The organism is Rhodococcus sp. NPDC055112 (assembly GCF_053607505.1).
Genome location: NZ_JBSGTR010000002.1, coordinates 151,714 through 177,060, shown reverse-complemented (window position 1 = coordinate 177,060; position 25,347 = coordinate 151,714). Strand labels below are relative to the sequence as shown.

Here is a 25,347-nt window from a genome sequence, read left to right as displayed (position 1 = left end):
CGCGGGCGCAGGTGGCAGCATATTGAGGTGTCGAAATCCCCGGAACTCGCCGACCTGATGGCCACTCTGCCGCTCGATGCGGATGAGATCGATGCTGCCCAGAGGCGAATTTCCGACGTCGTCGCGGTGACCCCGCTCCAGTTCAGCGAGCGGCTGTCGGCGGCAACGGGCGCCAAGGTGTACCTCAAGCGCGAGGACCTGCAGGTCGTCCGGTCGTTCAAGCTGCGCGGTGCCTACAACCTGATGGTCCAGCTCACGGCGCAGGAGCGGGAGTCGGGCGTGGTGTGTGCCAGCGCAGGCAACCACGCCCAGGGCGTGGCCTACGCGTGCCGGACGATGCAGATCCGCGGTCGGATCTACGTGCCCGCGAACACCCCGCGGCAGAAGCGGGACCGGATCAAGGCGCACGGCGGCTCGTTCGTCGAGTTGATCGCCACCGGCAAGACCTATGACGCGGCCGCGGCAGCGGCCAAGGACGACGTCGCGCGGACCGGCGCGACAATGGTGCCGCCCTTCGACGATCCGCGGACAGCGGCCGGTCAGGGCACCATCGCCGCCGAGATCGTCGAACAGCTCGGCGAGGAGCCGGGCACGGTGATCGTCCCGGTCGGCGGCGGAGGACTGATCGCGGGAATCGCAACGTACCTGCACGAGCGTTCGCCGCACACCGCGATCGTCGGTGTCGAGCCGAGCGGCGCCGCATCGATGACCGCGGCGCTGGTCGCGGGCGGGCCGGTGACGCTGCCCGAGATCGACCCCTTCGTGGACGGAACGGCCGTCCGTCGGATCGGCGACCTGCCGTTCGAGGTGATGGCCGCGCTGGGCGCAGGCATCGTCTCGCACGGTTCGCTGCCGCTGATGGCTCAGCCGCGCTCCGGCATCGCGGGCGAAGGTACCTTCGCGATGATCCACACAGACGAGGGAGCGGTCTGCACTGCGCTGCTTGGCCTCTACCAGAACGAGGGCATCATCGCCGAGCCGTCGGGTGCGCTGTCGGTGGCGGCACTGGAGCTGGTGAAGGTCGAGCCGGGGAGCACGGTGGTCTGCCTGATCTCAGGCGGCAACAACGACGTGTCGCGCTATGGCGAGATCCTCGAGCGTTCGCTGGTCCACCTCGGGCTCAAGCATTATTTTCTTGTTGACTTTCCGCAGGAGCCGGGTTCGCTGCGTCGGTTCCTCGACGAGGTGCTCGGTCCCGAGGACGACATCACCCTCTTCGAATACGTCAAGCGGAACAACCGTGAGACCGGTGAGGCGCTGGTGGGCATCGAGCTCGGCTCGGCCTCGGGCCTGGACTCGCTCCTGGGGCGAATGCACGGCTCCGGCATGCACGTCGAGCAGCTCGAGCCCGGCTCGCCTGCCTACCGCTACCTCACGTAGGCAGGGCGTGAGTCGGGCCGACGGTCGGGTCAGGGGAGGGTTCGCACGAAGTCGAAGAAGGCGGGTGCCAAAGCGGGATTCGCGTTGCTCGACCCGCTGATGGCGCCTGCCGCGCCGCCGATCACGGCCCCGGGGATGCATCCGACGAACAGGAACAGGACGCAGCCGACCACGGCTCCGACGCCGGCCCCGATGTTCGCGTTGATGTTTCCACCACCCATCCAACCGATCTCGAACTGCGTGACCAGGTTGTCGTAGGCCGTCTGGCTGTACACCTCGTGGGGTTCGAGCACCCCGGTCAGCGGATCCGGGCCCTCGGGGGCCTGGTAGGTGATGGTCGTGTCATCCGGGGGTGGCGGTGCGGCGTAGGAAGTACCGGCGCCGATCCCCATCGTCGCGATGACCAATACGGAGAGCGTCGTGCCTTTGTGAAGTTTCACTTGGGGGCTCCTCTCATTCCAAGGAGACGGCCCCGATCTGGTCTAAGACCGTCCGGAACATCGCTTCGAATGATAACCGCCGACCTGCCCGAATGGCCATCCTCCAGATGTCCACGATCGCGATCACGAACGGCGACCAAAGGTGCCGAAACCGCCTCTGAGCAGTGCAATCCCGGCTAATGTGATGGGACGCAGGAGGCGGCATCTGATGCCCGAACGGGCTCCTGTCATAACTGCCGGCGAGGGTGCGCCGCCGGCCCGAAACTCCGCGTGCTGACCGAAGGTGAACTGGCACAGGGCAACCCGCCTCTGCCGACCGGGTGTGCGGGCGTCACCCGGCCTTCCACCGGCTGAACCACGGTTCGACAATCGTTCGGATCGGTCGCGCGATCGTCTGGCCGTAGGTCCCGAACAGCTCGTCCCTGGAGTCGAACGTGCCGAGGTTCGCTGCCACGAACCCGGATAGGTCCAGGCATGACCGCGACGACCGACCGCCCCAGTTGATGGGGGCCCGTGCGAGCGCATCGAACAGTGTCTCCTCACCGCTGTTGGCGAACGGCTCCGCATCGACCGTGCAGTCGCCGCCGTCGAAGACCTCGGATGCGTCGAGCCACCGGCCGTCGACCAGGAACTCCGGCCAGGCGAGCAGGACTCGATCGGGAACGAGGTTGTGCAGGTGTCGGAAACGGGGGTACCAGAACTCGCCGTGCAGGACCAGGCCGCGAACCCTGGTGTGGATCGAATGCCGACGGGCCAGCCCTTCGACGACCGCCAACCGCTGACTGCACGATCCGCGACCACGGCGAATCGTCGTCGACATCGGCTGCTGGTCATCGAGTGCGTAGACGCCACGCACCTCGCGCCGGACGCAGGTGTGCGCGGTTCGGAGAAAGGAAGTCGGCGTCGTCGAAGCCTCCGGCTTGAGGAGGACGCGGCCGTAGAGCAGCTCGGCATCGTGCGAGTGCCAGTTCAGGATCGGGGTCGCGGTCACGGACCCGGATGAGTCGGCGGCCGTGGTGGGCGCCAGAGGCCTACCGCGCCACGTGGTCACCGCGCTGCACGTCATCTCGCGACGATAGCGCTCTGGTCCCCGCCCGCTCGGCCCGGTACGCCTGCGCAGACGCCCTGATGTGGCGCACACTTGTCCCAGATCGTGAACTCGAAGCCGTCCCCGGAGGTGTGGGAATCCATGGCAGTCGAACTACTCGAGAACTACGTCAACGGTCGCTTCGTCGCCTCCACGGCAACGGATTCGATCGAGGTGGTCAATCCGGTGGACGAGACGGTGGTCGCGAGGGCGCCGATCTCCACCAAGGCCGATATCGATGCCGCCGTCGCAGCAGCCAGGACGGCCTTCACGTCGTGGGGGCGGACCACCCCTGGTGTCCGGCAGGCCGCGCTTCTCGCGCTCGCCGATGCGATCGAGGCACACAGCGACGAGCTCGTCGATGCCCAATGCCGCAACACCGGCCAGCCAAGGGCGGTCATCGCCGCCGACGAGGTGAAGGTCGGCGCGGATCAGCTCCGGTTCTTCGCGGGCGCGGCCCGCATGCTCGAGGGCAAGTCCGCGGGCGAGTACATGGACGGGTTCACCTCGTACATCCGGCGCGAGCCGATCGGCGTCGTCGGTCAGGTGACGCCGTGGAACTACCCGTTCCTGATGGCGATCTGGAAGATCGGGCCCGCGGTCGCCGCCGGGAACACGGTGGTGCTCAAGCCGAGCGACACCACCCCCGAGAGCACGCTGGTTCTCGCCCGGCTCTCGAAGGGGATCCTGCCCGACGGCGTGCTGAACGTCGTGCTCGGCAACGGCGGCACCGGCGCGACCCTCGTCGAGCATCCCGACCTCGGTCTGGTCTCGATCACCGGGTCGGTCCGCGCGGGTATCGCGGTGGCGGTGTCGGCGGCGAAGCAGGTCAAGCGCGCGCACCTCGAACTCGGGGGCAAGGCTCCCGCGGTGGTGTTCGCGGACGTCGACGTCGACAAGGCCGCGGGTGGGATCGCGGAGGCGGCGTTCTTCAACGCGGGCCAGGACTGTACGGCCGTGACGAGGGTGCTGGTGCACGAGTCGATCCACGACGAGTTCGTCGATGCGCTGGTGTCCAAGGCGACGGGCATCAAGACCGGGCTGCCCACCGACCCGGACACCTTCTACGGGCCGCTCAACAACGTCAACCACTTCACTGCCGTGACCGGCAAGATCGCCGCGCTGCCCGGCCACGCGAGGATCGTCACCGGGGGAAAGCGGCTGGGGGAGAAGGGTTTCTTCCTCGAGCCGACAGTGGTCACCGGCGTGCGACAGGACGACGACATCGTGCAGGAGGAGACCTTCGGCCCGGTGCTGACCGTGCAGTCCTTCACCGACGAGGAACAGGCCGTCGAACTCGCGAACGATGTCCGGTTCGGTCTCGCCTCGAGCGTGTGGACGAGAGACCACGGGACGGTCCAGCGGATGTCCGCCGCACTCGATTTCGGGGCGGTGTGGATCAACTGCCACATCCAGCTGGTGGCGGAGATGCCGCACGGCGGCTTCAAGTACTCCGGATACGGCAAGGACCTCTCGGCCTACGGGGTCGAGGACTACACGCGCGTCAAGCACGTCATGAGTTCCCACGACTGAGCACGAAGCGACTCCGCTCCGCACACTCGAGGACTGCCACGATGGATGCACTCCGGTACCGATTGCCGCAGGAGCGGACGCTCCGCACGCCACTGCCCGGTCCGAGATCGCAGGCCCTCACCGCGCGCCGCAAGGCCTCCGTGGCGGCGGGGGTCGGGTCGAGCGTTCCCGTCTATGCGGCGGACGCCGACGGCGGCGTGCTCGTCGACGTGGACGGGAACTCGTTCATCGATCTGGGGGCCGGCATCGCGGTCACCAGTGTTGGTGCCTCCAACCCTGCGGTCGCACAGGCGGTCTCCGAGCAGGCAGCGCATTTCGCGCACACCTGTTTCATGGTCACCCCGTACGAGGGATACATCGGGGTCGCGGAGGCATTGGCCGCGCTGACACCCGGCACTCACCAGAAGCGGTCGGTGCTGTTCAATTCCGGCGCGGAAGCGGTGGAGAACGCGGTCAAGGTGGCGAGGCTGGCGACCGGCAGGAACGCCGTCATCGCCTTCGACCATGCCTACCACGGACGCACGAATCTGACGATGGCGTTGACCGCGAAGGCGATGCCCTACAAGGCGAACTTCGGTCCGTTCGCCCCGGAGATCTACCGGATGCCGATGTCGTATCCGTTCCGCGACGAGGCCGGACTCAGTGGCGGCGAGTCGGCGCGCCGGGTCATCAGTCAGATCGAGAAGCAGATCGGTGCCGACACGGTGGCCGCGATCATCATCGAACCGATCCAGGGCGAGGGCGGGTTCATCGTGCCCGCGCCGGGATTCCTACCCGCACTGGTCGAATGGGCACGCTCGAACGGGGTCGTCTTCATCGCCGACGAGGTGCAGACCGGATTCGCCCGCACCGGCGCATGGTTCGCGAGCGAGGACGAGGCCATCGTGCCGGACATCATCACGATGGCCAAGGGCATCGCGGGTGGCTTGCCGCTCGCCGCGATCACCGGCAGGGCCGAGCTGCTCGACGCGGTGCATCCCGGCGGGCTAGGCGGCACCTACGGAGGCAACCCGATCGCATGCGCGGCCGCGCTCGCCTCGATCGAGTCGATGCGCGAGCTGGACCTGGCAGGGCGGGCCCGGCAGATCGGTGAGCTGACGCAGCGCCGGCTGCGGGCGCTTGCGGCCGAGGTCGGGGTGATCGGCGAGGTGCGGGGCCGCGGGGCCATGCAGGCGATGGAGTTGGTCCGGCCGTCCGGCATCGAGCCGGACCCGGATATCACCAAGGCCATTGCGGCACAGGCGCTCGAGCAGGGCGTCATCGTGCTCACCTGCGGCACCTACGGCAACGTGATCCGGCTGCTCCCGCCGCTGGTGATCGGCGAGGAACTGCTCGGCGAGGCCCTTGACGTGCTCGAAACCATCATCCGATCTCTGGCAGGGAGCAACCGTGGCTGACGACACTCATCCGCTCGACCCGCTCGCGTCCCAGGAGTTCGCCGCGGTCGCGGCGGTACTCGCCCGCGAGCACGGGGTCGGACCGGGCTGGCGGTACGCCTCGATCGAGCTCGCCGAGCCGTCGAAGGCCGAGATCGCCGCCTTCGATGCGGATGGGACGGCCCCCGATCGCCGCGCGCACGTGGTGTGTTTCGAGCGGGCCGAGAACAAGACATACAAGGCCCTGGTCTCGCTCACCGCGGACTCGGTGGTGACGTGGCGACATGTTCCCGGGGTGCAGGCGAACTTCACCGTCGATGAGTGGGAAGAGTGCGATGAGGTCCTGCGGAACCACCCGGATGTCGTGGCGGCGCTGGCGAAGCGGGGGATCACGGACATGAGCCTGGTGTTCATGGACACCTGGACCTACGGCGAGGCCGTCATCCCCGACAAGTACAAGGGGCGCAGGCTCGGCTGGTCGGACACCTGGGTCAAGGCCGACGAGGGCGCGAATCCCTATGCGGGGCCGGTCAACGGCTTCCACTGTGTGATCGACGTCAACAGCATGGAGTTGCTGGAGATCGAGGACACATTCTCCGTGGACCGCCCGGAGATCATGGGGGAGTATGTGCCGCGGCACATCCCGGAGCGGATCAGGAACGCCAGTACCCGCGAGCCCCTCCTGCCGCTGGAGATCACCCAGCCGGACGGGCCCTCCTTCACCCTCGAGGGCAACAAACTGACCTGGCAGAACTGGTCGCTGCGGGTGGGTTTCAACTACCGCGAGGGAATGACGCTGCACGCGATCACCTACGACGACAACGGGCGCGAGCGGCCGATCGCAAACCGGCTCTCGTTCGCGGAGATGGTCGTGCCGTATCGCGACCACTGCGATGACCACTACCGCCGCACCGCCTTCGACATCGGTGAGTGGGGAATCGGGTTCATGACAACCTCGCTCGAGCTCGGCTGCGACTGCCTCGGTGAGATCCGGTACCTCGACGCCGTGCTGCACAACAGCAAGGGGGAGCCGTACACGATCAAGAACGCGATCTGTATCCACGAGGAGGACAACGCGGTCCTCTGGAAGCACGTCGACCACGACGGGGCCGAGGTACGCCGGATGCGCAGGCTCACGGTCTCCTTCCACGTCACCGTTGCGAACTACGAGTACCTCACCTACTGGCGCTTCTACCAGGACGGCAACATCGAATGTGAGGTCCGTGCAACGGGGATCATGGTGGTCAGCCACTTCGACCAGGGTGCCGCGCACCCGCACGGCACGCTCGTGGACGAGCGCACGTATGCGCCGTACCACCAGCACTTCCTGGTCGCCCGGATGGACCTCGACGTCGACGGAACCGAGAACACGGTGTACGCCACCGAGACCGAGATGGTCCCGATGGGCCCGGACAATCCGTACGGACTCTCGCTGCGTCAGAAGAACACTCCGCTGCGGACCGAGGACGAGGGCAAACAGGACTTCGACTGGCAGACCCAGCGGGCCTGGAAGGTGGCCAACGACAACACCACCAATGGACTCGGCACCGCACCCTCGTACAAGCTGGTCCCCGGCGGGGCGTTCCCCTCGATGTTCGATCCGGCCTCGCCGATCTTCCAGCGCAGCCAGGTGATCGGGCACACCCTCTGGGTGACCCCCAACGACCCGGACGAGCGTTGGCCCTCGGGTGAATTCGTCAACCAGAGCGGCGTCGACCACGGACTGCCCGAGTGGACCAGGGCGAACCGATCCATCGAGAACACCGATGTCGTGCTCTGGTACGTCTTCGGGATCCACCACATCACCCGGCCCGAGGACTGGCCGGTGATGCCGGTGGACACGGTGAGCTTCTGGCTCAAGCCGGTCGGCTTCTTCGACCGCAACCCGGCGCTGGACGTGGCGCCGACGCCTGCGAAGTCCTGCCACGCCGACGCGGATGATCACTGCGGCCATCTCGAGGGGGAGGCGTGATCGTGCACCGCTGAAGTTCCTGACCGCTCACCGACGATTGGTGGCCGACATGCGATTGGTAGTGGGATATCTCGCGACTCCGAGCGGTGCCGACGGCCTCGCGCTCGGCGTTCTGCTGGCCCGCAGTCTCGGCGCCGAGATCGACATCTGCCTGGTGTTGCCCGACGAGGAGCCGGTGCCCACCAGGATCCCCGTCGACTCGGCCTATGAGGAGCTGCTCTCCGATCAGGCGGTGGACTGGCTGGTAGAGGCACGCGCGACCGTTCCCGATGACATCACCGTTCGGACCCACCTGCGTTCCAACGAGTCCTTCGCCCAGGGCCTGCTCGACATCGCCGACGAGCTCGAGGCGGAGATGATCGTCATCGGGGCCTCAGGGGACGGACTGCTGGGGCGGCACTCGATCGGGTCGGTCACCGGCGAACTGTTGCACTGCGCGCACCTGTCGATGGCGCTCGCGCCGCGGGGCATGAGGCATTCGACCGCGAGGGAGATCCGCAGCGTCACCTGCGCGCTGGGTACCCGCGCGGGGGCCGGGCTGCTGTTGCGGGAGGCGGTGGGGGTGAGCAGGCGGGCGATGGCCCCGCTGCGGCTGGTGTCCCTGGTGCCCCTCGACATGTCCCGTCGCAGGCGCTCGGACACACCGGAATCGGCTCGCCAACGGGCCATCGCGCACGCGGCCGAGGTCCTCGAGTCCGCGAGATCCGTTCTGCCCGAGGACATCGCGGTCGAGTCGGAGATCGCGGACGGTGCGAATGTCGAGTCCGCGGTGAGCAAGCTGGAGTGGAGCGATGGGGACCTGATCATGGTCGGTTCCAGCCGCCTCGCCCGTCCGCGTCACCTGTTCCTCGGGTCGACGGTGTCAAAGATGCTCCGGGTCGTGCCGGTTCCGATGATCGTCGTGCCGAAAGAGGAGGTCTGACGACCATGGCCGATCAAGTGGAGCGGCCCGCGTCGGGTGGTCTGGTCGCCAAGGGTCTGGCGCCGGGGAAGATCGGCACCCTCTCGGGGGCGGTCATCGGGATCTCCTGCGTGGCACCCGGATACACCCTCACCGCGAGCATCGGCCTGATCGTGGCCGCGGTGGGCCTGAAGATGCCCGCCATCTTCATCGCCGGCTTCATCCCGATGTTCCTCACCGCGTACGCGTACCGCGAGCTGAATGCGGAATCGCCCGATTGCGGCGCGTCGTTCACCTGGTCCACCAAGGCATTCGGTCCGTACGTCGGCTGGATGTGCGGGTGGGGCATGGTGATGGCGACCATCATCGTGCTGTCCAACCTGGCCGCGATCGCGGTGGAGTTCTTCTATCTGTTCCTGGCCCGGGTCTTCGACTCACCGGCGATCGGGGACCTGGCGGACCACAAGGCCGTGAACATCGCGACCACCCTCGTGTTCCTCGCGCTGGCGACCTGGATCTCGGGCAGGGGCATCACCACGAGCCAGCGAATCCAGTTCGTGCTGGTCGGCTTTCAGATGGTGGTGCTCCTGGTCTTCGTCGTCGCCGCGTTCGTGCACGTGGCCTCGGGTTCGGCGCCCGCGGGTCTGGCGTTCGACCCGTCCTGGTTCAACCCGTTCAGCGGGCTCGCCCTCGGGGCCTTCGTGGTGGGGGTGACCGGCTCGATCTTCGCCTTCTGGGGCTGGGACACCTGCCTCACCCTCGGCGAGGAGTCGAAGGATCCGAAGAAGACCCCCGGCCGGGCGGGATTGCTGTGCGTCGTCTCGATCCTGGTGACCTACCTGCTGGTCGCCGTCGCGGTGATGATGTACGCCGGGGTGGGCGAGGAGGGGCTCGGCCTCGGCAATCCGGACAATTCCGAGAACGTGTTCGGGGCGCTGGCCGAACCGGTGCTCGGCCACTGGGCGGGCCTGCTGCTGTTCCTGGCCGTGTTCGCGTCCTCGGTCGCGAGCCTGCAGACGACATTCCTGCCTGCCGCGCGGACGATGCTGGCAATGGGCGCGTACAAGGCGTTTCCGCGCAAGCTCGCCGAGGTGAACCCGCGCTTCCTGGTGCCCACCTATGCGACGGTGGTGGCAGGCGTGGTGACCGGGGTGTTCTACACCGTCGTCTCGTTGTTGTCGGAGCGGGCGTTGCTGGACACCATTGCCGCGCTTGGGATCATGATCTGCTGGTACTACGGGATCACGGCGTTCGCGTGCGTCTGGTATTTCCGGCACGAACTCTTCACCAGCGCAAGGAACATCGTGTTCAAGTTCCTGTTCCCGCTCCTCGGCGGCATCATGCTGGCGACCGTGTTCGTGATCTCGGTGGGGGAGAGCATGGACCCGGAGAACGGCAGCGGTGCATCGATCGGCGGCATCGGGCTGGTGTTCTTCATGGGCTTCGGTGTGCTGCTGCTGGGCGCGGTGCTGATGCTGGTCATGCGGCTGCGCCAGCCGGACTACTTCCTCGGCCGAACCCTGACCCGGGACACCCCGGCGCTCTCGGGTGAGGCGGACGTCGCGGCGCGGAGTTGAGCGAGAGTCCCGCTCGCGTCAGCACAGTGAGCCAGAGCAGGTGGGGTTCTCGGGTGGCGCGGTGCTATCGCTGTCCACCGGCGTGAAGCCGCTGCCGGTGATGTTCCGCGAGTTCAGGTCGGCCAGGATGTTCTTGGCCGAGGTGATGACGAACGGGGCATTGTTCAGGTCGGTTCGGGTGATGATCCCGACCCACCTGCCGGTGCCGCGAATGACGGCGGGTCCGCCGGAATCGCCCTTGCGGAAGCCCGCGTAGGACCGGATGAGACCGTCGTCGACCCCCGTGACCATCCCGTAGCTGGGTGCCTGCGCGAAGGTTTCCTCGGGCGGGAAGAGGGTCCCAGGCTTACGGTCGGACATCGCGCCGAAGGTCTCGACGTAGTCGAGAATGGGCGACGGCAGTGCCGGCCTCCCTTCCGGGTCGCGATGGACCGAGTTGATCGTGAACGGCCGCCCGCCGAGGGTGCTGCGAACCCCGTTGCCGAACTTGTCCGTCACCCTGCTGGTGAGCTGGACGTGCGGCGCGAACTCGATGACCATGTAGTCGGCTGTGGTGGTGAGGCTGCAGTCGTTGCTGCCCTTGTTCACCCAGCGGATCCAGCCGATCGGGGCGGCCTCCATGCGGCCAGGAAGCAGTCCGAAGTTGTCTGCGGACGCGTCCCAGGTGGTGTCCAGGATGTCGCGCCAGTCCCAGACCGGGTACTCGTTGCCGAGGACGTGAACGCCCTCGGCGGGTCCCCAGAACTTGGGCTGATACCAGGGTTCCTTTTCGGGGTCGGACTCGATCGCCTTGCAGATGTCCTGCGGGTCGAACTTCTCCTCGATCCGGCAGTGGCCAGCGGTGATGCCCACCTTGCGCCCGGCGGCATCGGTGCCGGCTGCGCCGAGAGTGCATTTCCCTCTGCCGTATTCGTTGACGAAGATCAGGCCCGCCCCCGGCCCGATCGTCTTGGGGCTCGGTGGCGGCTCGGCCGCCGCCGCGATACCCGGCGTCAATCCCGAGATCAGTGCCACCGCTGCGACCAGGCCGGTGAGGTACCGGGTAGTACGCCTCATGCGCGCAATTCTCTTGCCGCGGACGGCTCGCGTCAGCACAGCGAGCTCGCACAGGCGGGGTCCGCGGTCGGTGCGGTGCTCTCGTTGTCCACCGGCGTGAATCCGCTTCCGGTGACGTTGCGGGGATTGAGGTTGTCGAGGATGTTCTTGGCCGAGGTGTTGACCCACTGTCCGAGAGCGAAGTTCAAGTCGGATCCGCTGACGATCCCCACCCACTCACCAGTGCCTCGCATGACCACCGGGCCGCCGGAGTCGCCGATGATGAACTGGGCGGTCGAGCGGATCATGCCGTCCTTGACCTCGGTGACCGTTCCGTTGTTCGGCGCCTTCGTCAGGGCGAAGATGTCGTCCAGGCGGATGGTGCCGCCGTTGCGGTCCGAGCTGGCGCCGAAGTTCTCGATGCTCTCGCCCGTCTCGGGCAGGGCCACCGCACCGCTCGAGTCGCGATGAATCGAGTTGACCTTGAACAGATCCCGTCCGTTCGTGCTGCGGACGGTCTTGCCGTCCTTGTCCAGGGTCGTGCTCCACAGCACGACGTGCGGGGCGAACTCGATGACCATGTAGTCGGTCTTCGTGGTGGTGCTCTCGCTGCCGGGTGCGACGAAGCGGATCCAGCCGATCGGCGGAGCGTCGGCGCGCTCCACCTGGTCGCGGCTCCACACCTCGTATTCGTTGCCGGCGATGTTCTGCCCGTGTAGTGCCTCTGGCACGCCCTGGAACTGGGGCAGGTTGAACGGCTTGTTCTCCTCGCCCGGCTTGATCGGGCCGGGATTGCAGTGCCCGGCTGTGATGCCGACCTTTCGTCCCGCCGAGTCGGTGCCGACCACGCCGAGTGTGCAGGTTTCGCCCGGTGTCTTCTTGCCCTGGGCATCCCGGTGGTTGTCGAAGATGAGATAGGTACCGGGGGTGACGTCCACGGTCGCGGGCTCCGCGGCCGCGACACCGGTCGTCACACCAGCCGCCAGCACCGCCGTCGCGATCAGGCCGACAACGAGCTTGACAGTTCTGCCCATCCGGAATTTCCCCCTCGAAACCCACCTGCGCGACCACCGCGCCGCGTGGAGGGTACCGGAAGGTCTGTTCTGTTCGTCGCGGAATCTGGGAAGCGATTCTGGGTTGGACGCCACACCGGACGTCCTGGCCGAACCTAGTCGGGGGTACCGCTCTCGCCTGCGGTTTCGTGGCCGAGGAGGCGGTCCACGACCTGGCGATACAGCTCGGGGTCGGGCTGCGGCAGGCCGAGGAGCGCCGCGAGGTAGATGCCGTCGCCGACGAGGCGCACGATCTCGGCCTGGATCGGGTCGTCGAACTCGGCGCGCAGGCCCTCGTCCCAGGACCTCATCATGTCGATGACGGCCTGCTGGATCTCGCCCGGCTTGCCGTCCACCGACCGCAGCGCGGCGATCGTGGACTGGAAGAGCGCGAGTTCGTTGGTGGTGTTGGCATCCACCGTCTGCAGGTACCACTCGGAGACCGAGGTGCCCGCCTGCGCGAGCTGCTGGTCGGAGCGCTCGCCGAGGCGACGGACCATGCCCGCGAGCAGGGCGTCCTTACTGCGGAAATGGTAGAGCAGTCCGCCCTTGGAGACGCTTGCCTCGGCGGCGACCGCCTCGAGGGTGATCTGGGAGAGCCCGCTTTCGAGCAGTAGTCGTTCCAGCGCGTCGAGGATGCGGTCGCGGGTTCCTGTTGCCGACTTGTCTGTCACGGGGATCACTGTACCGGCTGGACGGTTGGCTGCTAACCTGAGTGAGCGACTGTACCGGCTGGACGGTTCAGTCGAATTTTCATTTTCAACTCATTGGGAGTCAATCGTGTCTGTCATCGCGGGCAAGGACCTGACGATCGATCCGACCGAGGTGCGGGCGAGCGCCCGTGACTGGGTCGGTCTTGTCGTGCTCGCCCTCTCCGTTCTGCTGATCTCGGTCGACGCGACGGTCCTGGACCTGGCGATGCCGTCCATCAGCGCGCACCTCGAACCGAGCAGCACGCAGCTTCTGTGGATCATCGACGTCTACTCGTTCGTGCTCGCCGGACTGCTCGTCACCATGGGCACCCTCGGCGACCGGATCGGCAGGCGTCGGCTGCTTCTCATCGGCGCCGCCGGCTTCGGTATCGCGTCGATGATCGCCGCCTGGTCGGTGAGCCCGGAGATGCTGATCGCGGCCCGCGTGCTGCAGGGCATCTCGGGTGCCACGCTGATGCCCGCGACGCTTGGCCTGATCCGCACCATCTTCGTCAACCCGCATCAGCGGACCACCGCGATCGGTGTGTGGGGTGCGATGGCAGGTGGTGGCGCCGCGGCAGGCCCGCTGGTGGGCGGCTGGCTGCTCGAACACTTCTGGTGGGGCTCGGTCTTCCTCATCAACATCCCGGTGATGGCGGTGCTCATCATCGTCGGTCCGATGGTGATCGCGGAGGCGAAGGACCCCAACCCGGGCCGCTTCGACCTGGTGAGTGCGGGCCTGTCCATGCTGGCGATGATTCCGCTGGTGTACGCAGTCAAGGAGTCGGTGGTGCACGGTCCGACCGTGGCCCTCGCGGCCATCGGCGCGGTGGGAGCTGCCGCCGGATGGGCCTTCATCCACCGGCAGCGCACCCGCCCGAATCCGATGCTCGACCTGAGCCTGTTCGCGCGGCCCGCGTTCTCGACCGCGGTGATGACGAATCTGCTCTCGGTGTTCGCGCTGTCCGGAGTGCTGTTCTTCGGTTCGCAGTACCTGCAATTGGTGTTGGGCAAGACGCCGCTGCAGGCCGGCCTGCTGATGCTGCCGGGCACGGCCATGAGCGTGCTCTTCTCGCTGACGGCCGCCTGGTTGGTCCGTCGTTGGCAGCCGGGCGTGGTGCTCAGCATCGGCCTGGCGGTCTCGTCGATCGGTGCGGCGGCGATGCTGTGGCTGCACGCCGACGGTGGCGCGGGACTGTTCATCGCCGCGTTCATGTTGATCGGCTCGGGTGTCGGCATCGCGCTCACGCTGACCTCCGACCTGGTGGTCGGCTCGGTGGAGTCGGAGCGCGCGGGTGCGGCTTCGGCGGTGTCCGAGACGGCGTACGAGCTCGGTGTCGCGTTGGGTGTCGCGGTCCTGGGCAGCGTGGTGCTGGCCATCTTCCGCAAGGGGCTCGACGTGTCGGCCCTCGGCGCGGACGACGCTCACTCCGCTCAGGAAACCCTCGGCGGCGCGGTGGGTGTGGCCAAGTCCGCCCCGGACATGGTGGGAGCGCAGCTGCTCGATTCCGCGCACCTGTCCTTCGTCAGCGGCATGCACGTGGCGGCGGCCGCCACCGCGATCATCCTGTTGGCCAACGCGGTGCTGGTGTACCGGATGATGCGCTCGCGCTAGTCGGTGCTGCCAGCGTCGAGGATCGCGAAGGAATGTCCTGGGACGACGGTCGCCGACCCGGTGGCGTCCTGGGTCGGCGGCTCCCACCACAACAGTGGGTGGCCGCCGACCGGGACCGTCACCGGGTCCGGACCGAGGTTGCAGGCAACCCGAATGCTGCCGCGGTGCAGCACGATCCACCGCGCGTCCTCGTCGTAGTCCACGACCAGGTGCTCGAGCCACGGATCGGTCAGGTCGGATCGTGCGGCCCGCAGCGCGATCAGGGCGCGATAGCACTCCAGAAGGCGTCGGTGCCCGGGCGTCGCGATCTCGCCCCAGTTCAGCTTCGACCGCAGGAACGTCTGCGGGTCCTGCGGGTCCGGGATGGCGCCGACCTCCCAGCCGTGCTCGGCGAACTCACGCCTGCGGCCGGACGCGGTGGCCTCGGCGAGCTCCGGTTCCGGGTGCGAGGTGAAGTACTGGAACGGCGTCCCCGCGCCCCATTCCTCGCCCATGAACAGCATCGGCGTGTACGGCGAGCCGAGCACCAGTGCCGCCCTGACGGCCAGCTGGCCCGGGTTCAGGTAGTGCCCCGGACGATCGCCTGTCGCGCGGTTGCCCACCTGGTCGTGCGTGCACGTGTACGCGAGCAGCGAGCTGGCGGGAGTGAGCCGCACGTCGAGCGGCATGCCGTGGGTGCGGCCCCGGAAACTGGAATAGGTCCCCGCGTGGAAGAACCCTTGACGCAGGGTGGTGGCGAGGCACTGGATCGAGCCGAAATCGCCGTAGTACCCCTGCCGTTCGCCGGACACCGCGGCGTGCACGGCGTGGTGGATGTCGTCGTTCCACTGCGCGTCGAGGCCGTGGCCGCCCGCGGACCGCGGCGCGATGAGAGCGGGATCGTTGAGGTCGCTCTCGGCGATCAGGGTCAGCGGCCTGCGTAGATGCGTTGACAGCGTCTCGGTTTCGACGGCCAGGTCTTCGAGCAGATGCGAGGCGGTCAGATCGACCAGCGCGTGCACGGCGTCGAGGCGCAGTCCGTCGATGTGGAACTCGCGCAGCCAGCGCAGTGCGTTGTCGATGATGTAGCGGCGCACCTCGCCCGAGAACGCGCCCGCGATGTTGATCGCTGCGCCCCACGGGTTCTCGGTGTCCGCGAGGTACGGCCCGTATCGGTCGAGGTAGTTGCCGGATGGGCCGAGGTGGTTGTAGACCACGTCGAGGATCACCCCGAGTCCGCGGCGGTGGCAGGCGTCGACGAACCGCTGCAGCCCGTCGGGCCCGCCGTAGGGCTCGTGCGTGGTGTACCAGAGAACGCCGTCATAGCCCCAGTTGTGGTCGCCGTTGAACCCGTTCACCGGCATCAGTTCGACGAACCCGACACCGAGGTCGACGAGGTGGTCGAGGTGGGCGATGGCGGCGTCGAAGGTGCCCTCGGGGGTGAAGGTTCCGACGTGCAGTTCGTAGACCGCGCTGCCCGCGAGCCTGCGTCCGGTCCAGTCGCGATCAGTCCAGGCGTCCGGATTCAGCTCGTGCAGCTGCGAGGGCGCGTGTACGCCCTCGGGCTGGCGCGGCGAGCGCGGGTCGGGCAACACGGTGGGATCGTCGTCCAGGACGAAGCCGTAGCGGCTGTCCGGGCTCGCAGGAATCGTCGCGCGCCACCAGCCGTCTTCGTCCCGCGACATCGGATGCAGCTCCCCGTCGAGATGCAGCTGCACTTTCTGCGGGATCGGTGCCCAGACCTCGAAACGATGCGCGGAAGTCATTGCCCCAGCATGCCGCACGGGGCGGCGTGGTGCAGTCGGTGAGGGCGCGTTTCGGTCTCAGAACGGTGGCGGGTCCGGTGGTGTCGCCGGTAGCGGTGGTGGGGTGTGGCCGCGGCGGCCAGTGATCCGCGGTGCCGGAGTCGCGAGGGTGTGGCTGCCGTGGGCGCCCGCGGGGAGGGTGAGCGCGGTGGTGCCGGTGCGGGAGGTCCAGAGCATGGCATGGCCGGGTAGTGCGGCCACTGTCCAGAGACCGAGGGTTTTGAGTTGATGGTGGAACTGGCAGAGGCATTGCAGGTTGGTGGCGATGGTCCAGCCGCCGGCGATCGGGTCGTGAGCCCGGTATTCGATGATGTGGTCGAGTTGGCATCCGGCGGCCGGTCGGGTGCAGCCGGGGAATCGGCAGTGCCCGTCTCGGGCGTGGACGAGTGCGGTGGTGGCGGCGTCGGGGCGGTAGGTGAGGGCACCGTCGGGTGGGATGGTGAGGCCGCCGTGTCCGTCGGGGTGTTCCGGGCGCGCAAGGGTCGGGCGGCTGGGGGCACCCCCTGCACGAAGTGCTTGGGGGACGATGGCGGCGAGGATCGCTTCGGCGATGGTGCCGATGCTGATCGGAGCCGGTGGGTTGGGAGCGCTTTGTGCGGACGCAGCATCGCCGCCTGGCCGGGGTGGGTGGTGGTCTGGGGTCCGCGGCGGTGATGCGGTGCAGGGTCGCGGGACGGGGAGTGTCCCGAACTCGGGGATGTAGCCGGCTTTTCGGCGACTGCCGCGGGCAAGGTACGACCGCAGGCAGAACCGCAGCGGCAGTGGCTGAGTAACGGCTTCCGGCGGGTCGGCCTCGGTCCGAGCCGGCCGGCCGCTGGCTTCGACTCCGGCGAGATCCCATTGGCTGCTTCTGTTGCGTCAACCGTTTCCGCCGGGTCGTCGACGTGTTGGGCTGTTGGCCGGTCGTGGGTGCCGTCGCCGTCGGCGGCGCCCTCGTTGCCTGTGCTGTGGGTGCCCTCGTCGTCCTCCCGATGCGCGACCAGCCCCAGCTCCTCCGCCAGGTTGAGAGCCTCGGTGAGCAGCGCCTGCCACGTCCCGTCCGCTGCCAGCGTGCGTGCCAGCTCCGGGTCGATCAGCCCGTGGCCATGCAGGTACGCCGGCTCCGACAACAACCCCAACAGCGTCGCGACATCGATGGTGACCTGCGTCAACGGCGCCCGCCGACCCGGCAACGCCGTCCGGCCAGCCTGGGTGCAGTCGGCACGCCCGCAGCTGCACCGCAGATACGGCTCGCCGTGCATGATCGCCATCACCGAATCCACCAGCCGGCACTGCTTGCCGCGCTTGTCGCGGGGGCACACCGTGGCCGCGAACTCGGCGACCAGCTGCATCACCTGCTCGGCCTCCTCAGGCGACACGTTCACCTCGATGGTGGAGGAATTCCCGCGGGAACGCTTGATGATCCGGCGCCCCAACTCCTGCGCGGTGTTTCGCTGCGCGGCCGCCTCCTGCGCCGAGAACTCCGAGACCAGTCGACCGATTTCCCCAGCCAACGGTCCCGGCGTCAGCTGCCGTGCCGCCGCCACGATCCCCGGCTCCAACGCGGCCACCGTCTCCGGCTTCAAGCCCGTCGTCTCGCGGGCAATCGCCCGCGCCCGGGGCAGGTCCAGCTCACCGGACTCGAAAGCCTCCCGCGCCAGCGGGAGCCGCAGCCGCAGGTCCATGCCCAACGCCGCGTACGACTCGGCGACGGTCTTCGAGCAGCCCATCCGCACCGACAGCTCGGCGATCGCACCGTTGCCGCAGTCGACGATGTCACCCGACCCCAACCGCACGTCACGTTCGATCCACGACTCCCAGAACCGGCCCGCCGCCAACACCTTCCGCGCCGCGAACCGATTCTCCGCCTGGCAGGACCATGCGACCTCGTCGAGGGCGGCGACGTCGGCCAGCAGCGAGGCGACCTCCGCCTCGACCGCGGACCTCACCTCACCGATCCCGCCACCGTTCTCGAACATACATTCGATACTACGCCGTGGGTCCGACACGAAACCGGACGTCGTTTCAGCGGCAGCGGCCGCAACGACAAACCGCCGGCCGAGTGATCTCGGCCGGCGGTTGCGTGGAACGGGTCAGCGCGCGGCGTTGCCCAGGTCGATCGGCATGTTGATGCCGGTGATGTGATGCGCTTCGTCGGAGGACAGGAACGCCACCACGTTGGCCACGTCCTCGGCCGTGCTGAACCCGTCCGGGATCGAGGCCATGAAGGCGGGCGCCAGGGTGTCGGCGAAGCGCTCCATCAGCGGCAGGACATCGCTCATCACCATGCCGGTGGCGACGCCGTAGGGGTGCACGCTGTTGACCCGGATCCGGTGCATGCCCAGCTCGTTGGCCATGGTCCGGGTCAGCCCAGCCATGCCGGCCTTGCTGGCGACATAGTGGCCGAAGAACGGTGCGCCCTTGAGGCTCGAGACCGAGCTGGTGAGGATGATGGAGCCGCCCTCGCCCTGCTCGATCAGCTTCGGGATCGCGGCCTTGCACGTGTAGAACGCGCCGGTGAGGTTGACGTCGATGGTCTCCTGCCACTGCTCGGGGGTGATCTCCCAGGACAGCGCCGCCGAACAGATGCCTGCGTTCGCGACCACGGCGTCGAGGCGGCCGAACGCCTCGATGCCCGCGTCGAGCGCCGCGGTGACCGCGGCGAAGTCACGCACGTCGGCCTTGGTGGCGACGATCTTGCGGCCCTGCTCCTCGACGAGGCGGACGGTCTCCGCCAGGTCCTCCTCGGTTGCACCCTCGTACGGGGTGGAGTCGAACTTCTTGCACGCGTCGAGGGCGATGATGTCCGCACCCTCCGAGGCGAACTTCACGGCCTCCGCCCGGCCCTGACCGCGCGCTGCGCCGGTGATGAATGCGACCTTGCCCTCGAACCGATTCGCCATGCTTGTTAGCCTCCCGCGTGCGTGTGAACGTGTTACAGATCACGGTAGGCGAAATTTCGTCATCGTGTGCCGGATCGTCTCGGCCAGTGGACAGAGTGCTGGTCAGGCGCGGGCGAGCAGTGAGACCGGGAGCCGGCCGAGTAGCTCCTCGGCGGGAACCGTGCCGGTGAACACGTGACCGTTCAGTCGGTCGGTCCAGGTGCCGGGCGGCAGCGTCACCGAGGTTCCGCGCCATCCGCGCTCGGACAGTGCGAGGCTGTGCCGGGTGGCCACCGCGATCACGTCGTCGCCGCGCAGGAACCCGACCAGATGGGCGGCCGCCACACCGTCGGCGGTGACCGGCGAGTAGGTGCCACCGACAAAGCTCCACGGTCGTTCGCGCCGCAGTCGCAGCGCCGCCCGGGTCACCGTCAGCTTCGCGACCGCGTCGACGGCCGACACCGGCCGCAGGTCGGCCGCCAGCCGCCGCCGCACGCCGAAGTCCACCGGCCGCCTGTTGTCCGGGTCGACCAGCGAGTCCTCCCACAATTCGGTGCCCTGATACACATCCGGGATGCCCGGCCCGGCCAACTGCAGCAGCTTCTGCCCGAGCGAGTCGATCCGGCCGTGCGGCGCGAGGATGCGGACGAGATCCGACATCGACGCCGAGACCGGACCGTCGATCACCTCGTCGATCCACGCGTGCACCCGCGACTCGAAGTCCGCGTCCACACGTTCCCAGGACGTCCGGAGACCGGACTCCCGCACGGCCTTCGTCGCGTAGGCCCGCAGCCGCTCGCGCACCGTGGCGTCCGGGCTCCCGACGACGGGCCACACCCCGAACATCGACTGCCACAGGAACAGTCCGGTCGCGGGGTCCGGGCTGGGGGCGAGTTCCTCCCACGCGCTCACCGAGCGGGACCACAGGCCTGCGGCCTGCGACAGCACCCCGATCCTGGCCCGTACGTCCTCGCCGCGCTTGGTGTCGTGGGTGGAGAGAGTGGTCATCGCGGCCGGCCAGTCCGTTGCCCGCCGGGCCTGCGCGAGGTGGAACTGCGCGACCGGCACACCGAACCGGCCCGGGTCGCCGCCCACCTCCTGCAGGGAGATCAACCGCGCGGTCCGGTAGAACAGGCGGTCCTCGACGGCCTTGGCCATCGCGGCGCCGCACACCTGATGCAGCCGCGCCGCCGCCTCGCCCTCCGCGCGAACCGCCACGGACAGCGCTGACAACGCCCCGGCTAGCTCCGGATGTTCCTCGGACACGATGCCGATCGCCTCGCCGAGAGCGCCGGACGTCGGGCCGTAGTCGGTGCGGTAGTAGGGGACCAGCGCGAGGGTCTCCACCGCGGCCGAGGTCAGGGACTCGGGATCGACGTCGGTGCCGGAATCACGCAGGACCGCGCCGACCATGCGGCGGACCTCAGGAGTGAGAGCGCCGCGCAGCACCTCGCGCTTGAGTTCGTGCTCGGACCGCCGCAGCGATTCGGCGTCGCCGCGGTCGCCGGTGCGCTGCAGGTGTAGCTCCGTCAGCTCCCGTTCGCCCGCCTGGTCGAGAAACACCCCGGTCAGCTCGCCGAGCGCGTCGTAGCCGGTGGTGCCGTCCACCGGGAGTGCAGGGTCGAGGGGTTCGCCGGGGGCCAGGATCTTCTCGATGACCAGCCAACGGTCCGCTCCGAGCAGCTCCCGTAGGCCGCGCAGGTAGCCGGCCGGGTCCGTGAGCCCGTCGGGGTGATCGATCCTGACCCCGTCGACGAGGTCGTCCGACACCCAGGTCCGGGGCTCGCGGTGGCTCTCCTCGAATACCGCCGGGTCCTCCTGGCGCAACGCGGCCAGCTCGTTGACGGTGAAGAACCGCCGGTAGCCGACACGGCCGCTGCGCCAGTCGACCAGCTCGTACCTCTGGCACGAGTGCACCGCCGTCGCGTCGGCGCCGTCGGTTCCCGGCGAGATCGGGAAGCGGTGGTCGTAGTAGGCGAGCATGGGTTCCGGACCGGTGCGGTCGACGGTGAGTGGTCCGTCGTCACCCAGCGCAGGAACCGCGAATCGTCCCTGGGCCCAGTCGATATCGAAGAACGACGCGTACGAGGACTCGGGGCCTCGCTTCAGTACGTCCCACCACCAGTGGTTCTGCCGGGGATCGGCCACCCCGACGTGGTTGGGCACCAGGTCCACGATCAGCCCCATGCCCCGGCCGCGCAGCTCGGACGCCAACGCCACCAGGGATTCCCGGCCACCGAGCGCGGGCGACACCGAGGTGGGGTCGGTCACGTCGTAGCCGTGGGTCGAGCCCGCGGCCGCGGTCAGGACGGGGGACAGGTACAGGTGGGAGACGCCGAGATCGTCGAGGTAGTCCGCCAACTGCCTGGCGTCGTCGAGGGTGAACGCGTCCCCGCGCAGCTGCAGCCGGTACGTCCCGGTGATCGCCGGCACGGTCACGGAACCGAGCGCAGCACGACCACCGACCGCGGCGCCACCTTCATCGTCCCGCCGCCGCCGACCACCGCGTCCACGAGTCCGGTGCCGGTGGCGGTGTCGAGCGCGACCGCCCAGTGCGCTCCGCCGCTGTCGTCGGGGACGGTGAACTCGAGCACCTCGTCATGGGCGTTGAAACACAACAGGAACGAGTCGTCGACCACGCGCCTGCCGCGCTGATCGGGCTCCTGGATGCCCTCGCCGTCGAGGTACACAGCGAGCGACCGGCCGAAGCCGCTGCCCCAATCCTCCGCGCTCATCTCCTGGCCCGCCGGTGTCAGCCAGGCGATGTCGCGGATCTGCTCGCCGGACCGGATCGGTCCGCCCTCGAGGAACCGCCTGCGGCGGAACACCGGATGCGCGGCCCGCAGGGCGATCACGTTGCGGGTGAACTCGACGAGGTCCGCGTTCGTCTCGGCCAGGGACCAGTCCATCCAGGCGAGCGGTGAATCCTGGCAGTACACATTGTTGTTGCCGTGCTGGGTGCGGCCCATCTCGTCGCCGTGCGCCAGCATCGGGGTGCCCTGGCTGAGCATCAGGGTGGCCAGCAGGTTGCGCTGCTGGCGGGCCCGCAGCGAGCGGATCTCCGGGTCGTCGGTCGGGCCCTCCACCCCGCAGTTCCAGGATCGGTTGTGGCTCTCACCGTCCTTGTTGTCCTCGCCGTTCGCCTGGTTGTGCTTCTCGTTGTAGGACACCAGGTCGGCGAGGGTGAATCCGTCGTGCGCGGTGACGAAGTTGATGCTGGCGCTCGGCCTGCGGCCGGTGGCCTCGTACAGATCCGACGAGCCGGTCAGGCGGGAGGCGAACTCGCCGAGGGTGGACGGTTCGCCCCGCCAGTAGTCGCGGACGGTGTCGCGGTACTTGCCGTTCCACTCGGTCCACAGTCCCGGGAAGTTGCCGACCTGGTAGCCGCCCTCGCCGACGTCCCACGGCTCGGCGATCAGCTTGACCTGGCTGACGATCGGATCCTGTTGCACCAGGTCGAAGAACGCGGACAGCCGGTCCACGTCGTGTAGTTCGCGGGCGAGGGTGGACGCCAAATCGAAGCGGAATCCGTCCACGTGCATCTCGGTCACCCAGTACCGCAACGAATCCATGATCAGCTGCAGGGTGTGCGGGTGCCGGGCATTGAGGCTGTTGCCGGTGCCCGTGTAGTCCATGTAGTGCGCGAGATCGCCCTCGACGAGGCGGTAGTACGCGGCGTTGTCGATACCGCGGAAGTTGATCGTCGGGCCCAGGTGGTTGCCCTCGGCGGTGTGGTTGTAGACCACGTCCAGGATCACCTCGATGCCCGCCTCGTGGTACGCCCGCACCATGGCCTTGAATTCGGTGACCGCGCCGCCCGCCTTGGTTGATGCGGCGTAGTCGGCGTGCGGCGCCAGGAACCCGAAGGTGTTGTAGCCCCAGTAGTTCCGCAGTCCGAGGTCGAGCAGGGTCTGGTCGTGCATGAACTGGTGCACGGGCATCAACTCGATCGCGGTGACCCCGAGGCCGTGCAGGTGGTCGATGATCGCGGGATGCGCGAGGCCGGCGTATGTGCCCCGAAGCTCCTCCGGCACAGCGGGATGGGTGGCCGTCATCCCCTTGACGTGCGCCTCGTAGATCAGCGTGTCGTGGTACGGCCGACGGGGCGCACGATCGGACGCCCAGTCGAAGAAGGGGTTGATCACCACGGTGGTCATGGTGTGTCCGAGCGAGTCCGAGCCGAAGGTGTGGACCGCGGGATCGGCATCGAATCCGCCGTAGAAGGCCTTGCCGTACGGGTCCAGCAGCAACTTGCTCGGGTCGCAGCGCTGCCCGGCGTCGGGGTCGTGCGGGCCGTGTACGCGAAAGCCGTAGCGCTGTCCGGGCGCGATCGCGGGCAGGTAGGCGTGCCAGACGAAGCCGTCGACCTCCTCGAGCTGCACCCGGGTCTCGGTGCCGTCCTTGGCGATCAGGCAGAGCTCGACCGCGTCGGCCACCTCGGAGAACAGCGAGAAGTTGGTCCCCGCGCCGTCGTAGGTCGCGCCGAGCGGATAGGCGCTGCCCGGCCACACCGCGATGGCCGGGCTCTCCATGTCTGCCATTACTCGACCCTAGCCCGCGCCGGGCGACCCCTCCTGTCGACGTCGCGGTCCCATGACAATGGGCCGCCCTCCATCGATATGTGTGATTCGCACAAATCATCCGTGCCTGTTTGGACATTCATGCCATACGGCGTCGCTTGATTGTGCGATCTGCACACAATGTCCTCATGGGGTCGACTATCAGTCCTGGGTCCGCGGCGCGGTGGATGCGGGAGTACGTGAGCTCGACGTTCAGTCGCGCCGATTTCGAGGGGTTCATCGACCGGCTCGACTCGTCGATCTGCGCGGACGTTCCCGAGCTCGCGGCGGACACGGAGTTGCAGCGCGACCTCAAGGTCGCGATCCGGAGCCAGTTCCGGGCGTTCCTCGGCGCGGAGATCCCGGTCGACGGCGCCCGCGCGACGCCGACCGTCTCCGGTGAGTGCCACGCGCTCGCCCGGACCATCGCCCGCCGCGGCCTCGACCTCAGGGTGCTTTCCCAGTTCGACCATGCCTGCCATCGCGCCGTGCTCGGGTTCGCCACCGAGTTCGTCGCCAAGCAGGATCTCCCGAGCGACTTCGCGGTGGCTCTGATGACGATGATGTGGGAGCAGACCAGTGAGCTGATGAACACGATGCTCGAGGAGCTCAACACGACGTACACCCGCGAGCGGGAGAGCCTGCTGCGAGGTGCGTTCTCGCAGCGCATCGGCACGGTCCGGGAGATCCTGGACGGCACCACCGTCGACGTCGCCCAGGCATCCGCGCGGATGGCGTACCCGCTACACAGGTCGCATTCTGCCCTGATCGTGTGGGCAGAGGACGCCGCGCCGGGATTCGACCCCGTCCCCGATCTGGAGCCGATCGTCATGCGGCTGGCCAGGGCGGTGTCCGCCACCGACCTGCTCTGCGTACCGTCTGGCGCCAGGGGGCTGTGGGCCTGGATGGTCGACGGGGATCGGCTCGCCACCGATCCGCAGCACGCCGCGCTGGTCCCGGCAGGGGTCCGGATCGCGGTCGGTGGGCAGGGTGCAGGCATCGACGGGTTCCGGAGCAGTCACCGCGAGGCGCAGGCCGCCCGGTCGATCGCCGAGAACGGCAGGCAACGCCGCACGTTCACCCGCTACCGCGACGTCGAGGTCGTGTCCCTTGTCTCCCAGGATCCCGCCGCCAGGTCCGCGCTCGTCGAACGTGAACTGCGGGGAATGCTGGGCGACGACGCTGCCTCCGAGCGCCTGCGCGACACCGTCCGCGCCGTCTTGTCCTGCTGGGGAAACCACGAGGCCGCGGCGCGACGGCTTGGCGTGCACAAGAACACCGTTCGATACCGGATCCAGCGGGTGGAGGAGGTCCTCGGCCGGGACCTGGCGACGAACCGCCTGCCTCTGGAGCTGGCGTTGGAGTGCTTCGACACCTTCGGTAGGTGATCGGGGCTGTGCGGGTCACACAAATCACGGTGGTGACCTTGGCGAAATCTGCCAAGCACGAGCACTTTTCGCCGTGTGACGCTCGTCATGACACT

General features: G+C 68.1%; 18 protein-coding genes. 8 read left to right on the top strand and 10 right to left on the bottom strand.

Features of this window, described 5'->3' with window-relative positions; translation table 11 throughout:
* Window positions 1–27: 27 nt before the first annotated feature.
* Entirely contained in the window at window positions 28–1,380 is a 1,353-nt protein-coding gene (ilvA, locus tag ACWFRB_RS02400; protein WP_452638544.1) for a threonine ammonia-lyase IlvA, read from the top strand.
* Window positions 1,381–1,409: 29 nt separating this feature from the next.
* Here the strand turns inward: ilvA and ACWFRB_RS02395 are convergent, their stop codons facing one another.
* Window positions 1,410–1,820, bottom strand: coding sequence for a hypothetical protein (locus tag ACWFRB_RS02395; RefSeq protein ID WP_452638542.1), 411 nt, complete (start codon window positions 1,818–1,820; stop codon window positions 1,410–1,412).
* 331 nt (window positions 1,821–2,151) lie between these two features.
* Window positions 2,152–2,886 carry a transglutaminase domain-containing protein gene (locus ACWFRB_RS02390; RefSeq protein ID WP_452638541.1) on the bottom strand — a complete coding sequence of 245 codons (735 nt, stop codon included), beginning with the start codon at window positions 2,884–2,886 and terminating at the stop codon, window positions 2,152–2,154.
* A 123-nt stretch (window positions 2,887–3,009) separates the two neighbouring features.
* On the opposite strand from ACWFRB_RS02390, the gene ACWFRB_RS02385 reads away from it, so the two are divergent.
* The 5 genes from ACWFRB_RS02385 to ACWFRB_RS02365 are packed head-to-tail and all read left to right on the top strand — an operon-like array spanning window position 3,010 to window position 10,266.
* Window positions 3,010–4,440 carry a gamma-aminobutyraldehyde dehydrogenase gene (locus ACWFRB_RS02385; protein ID WP_452638540.1) on the top strand — a complete coding sequence of 477 codons (1,431 nt, stop codon included), beginning with the start codon at window positions 3,010–3,012 and terminating at the stop codon, window positions 4,438–4,440.
* Window positions 4,441–4,481: 41 nt separating this feature from the next.
* Entirely contained in the window at window positions 4,482–5,837 is a 1,356-nt protein-coding gene (gene gabT, locus ACWFRB_RS02380; RefSeq protein ID WP_452638539.1) for a 4-aminobutyrate--2-oxoglutarate transaminase, read from the top strand.
* A complete protein-coding gene (locus ACWFRB_RS02375; RefSeq protein WP_452638537.1) occupies window positions 5,830–7,788 on the top strand; it encodes a primary-amine oxidase in 1,959 nt (652 codons plus the stop codon). Before gabT ends, ACWFRB_RS02375 begins: the two co-directional genes overlap by 8 nt.
* 49 nt (window positions 7,789–7,837) lie before the next feature.
* Window positions 7,838–8,710, top strand: coding sequence for a universal stress protein (locus tag ACWFRB_RS02370; protein ID WP_452638536.1), 873 nt, complete (start codon window positions 7,838–7,840; stop codon window positions 8,708–8,710).
* Between the two features lie 5 nt (window positions 8,711–8,715).
* On the top strand, window positions 8,716–10,266 hold the full coding sequence (locus ACWFRB_RS02365) for an APC family permease (RefSeq protein WP_452638534.1): 1,551 nt from the start codon (window positions 8,716–8,718) through the stop codon (window positions 10,264–10,266).
* A gap of 18 nt (window positions 10,267–10,284) precedes the next feature.
* On the opposite strand, the gene ACWFRB_RS02360 is transcribed toward ACWFRB_RS02365, so the two are convergent.
* From ACWFRB_RS02360 to ACWFRB_RS02350, 3 genes are all read right to left on the bottom strand, one after another.
* Window positions 10,285–11,322 carry a hypothetical protein gene (locus tag ACWFRB_RS02360; RefSeq protein WP_452638533.1) on the bottom strand — a complete coding sequence of 346 codons (1,038 nt, stop codon included), beginning with the start codon at window positions 11,320–11,322 and terminating at the stop codon, window positions 10,285–10,287.
* Window positions 11,323–11,354: 32 nt separating this feature from the next.
* The gene (locus ACWFRB_RS02355; protein ID WP_452638531.1) at window positions 11,355–12,335 is read right to left on the bottom strand and encodes a hypothetical protein; all 981 of its coding nucleotides are present in this window, start codon (window positions 12,333–12,335) and stop codon (window positions 11,355–11,357) included.
* A gap of 134 nt (window positions 12,336–12,469) precedes the next feature.
* Window positions 12,470–13,027 (bottom strand): TetR/AcrR family transcriptional regulator, encoded by a 558-nt coding sequence (locus tag ACWFRB_RS02350; protein ID WP_452638530.1) that lies wholly within the window; start codon window positions 13,025–13,027, stop codon window positions 12,470–12,472.
* 106 nt (window positions 13,028–13,133) lie between these two features.
* Here ACWFRB_RS02350 and ACWFRB_RS02345 point away from each other — a divergent pair, with 106 nt between their 5' ends.
* Entirely contained in the window at window positions 13,134–14,660 is a 1,527-nt protein-coding gene (locus ACWFRB_RS02345; RefSeq protein WP_452638528.1) for an MFS transporter, read from the top strand.
* Here ACWFRB_RS02345 and treZ read toward each other — a convergent pair.
* The 5 genes from treZ to glgX form a co-directional block, all read right to left on the bottom strand.
* Window positions 14,657–16,405, bottom strand: a complete 1,749-nt coding sequence (gene treZ, locus ACWFRB_RS02340) for a malto-oligosyltrehalose trehalohydrolase (protein WP_452638526.1) — start codon at window positions 16,403–16,405, stop codon at window positions 14,657–14,659. The two genes, ACWFRB_RS02345 and treZ, sit on opposite strands and share 4 nt — an antisense overlap.
* Window positions 16,402–18,402: a DUF222 domain-containing protein gene (locus ACWFRB_RS02335; protein WP_452638524.1), complete on the bottom strand. Its 2,001-nt coding sequence runs from the start codon at window positions 18,400–18,402 to the stop codon at window positions 16,402–16,404. Before ACWFRB_RS02335 ends, treZ begins: the two co-directional genes overlap by 4 nt.
* A gap of 114 nt (window positions 18,403–18,516) precedes the next feature.
* Entirely contained in the window at window positions 18,517–19,326 is an 810-nt protein-coding gene (locus ACWFRB_RS02330) for a mycofactocin-coupled SDR family oxidoreductase (protein ID WP_452638523.1), read from the bottom strand.
* A 102-nt stretch (window positions 19,327–19,428) separates the two neighbouring features.
* Window positions 19,429–21,744, bottom strand: a complete 2,316-nt coding sequence (treY, locus tag ACWFRB_RS02325; protein WP_452638522.1) for a malto-oligosyltrehalose synthase — start codon at window positions 21,742–21,744, stop codon at window positions 19,429–19,431.
* Window positions 21,741–23,846 carry a glycogen debranching protein GlgX gene (gene glgX, locus ACWFRB_RS02320; protein WP_452638521.1) on the bottom strand — a complete coding sequence of 702 codons (2,106 nt, stop codon included), beginning with the start codon at window positions 23,844–23,846 and terminating at the stop codon, window positions 21,741–21,743. The genes treY and glgX overlap by 4 nt, the downstream gene beginning before the upstream one ends.
* Window positions 23,847–24,013: 167 nt before the next feature.
* Here glgX and ACWFRB_RS02315 point away from each other — a divergent pair, with 167 nt between their 5' ends.
* Window positions 24,014–25,252, top strand: a complete 1,239-nt coding sequence (locus ACWFRB_RS02315; protein WP_452638520.1) for a PucR family transcriptional regulator — start codon at window positions 24,014–24,016, stop codon at window positions 25,250–25,252.
* Window positions 25,253–25,347 lie beyond the last annotated feature (95 nt).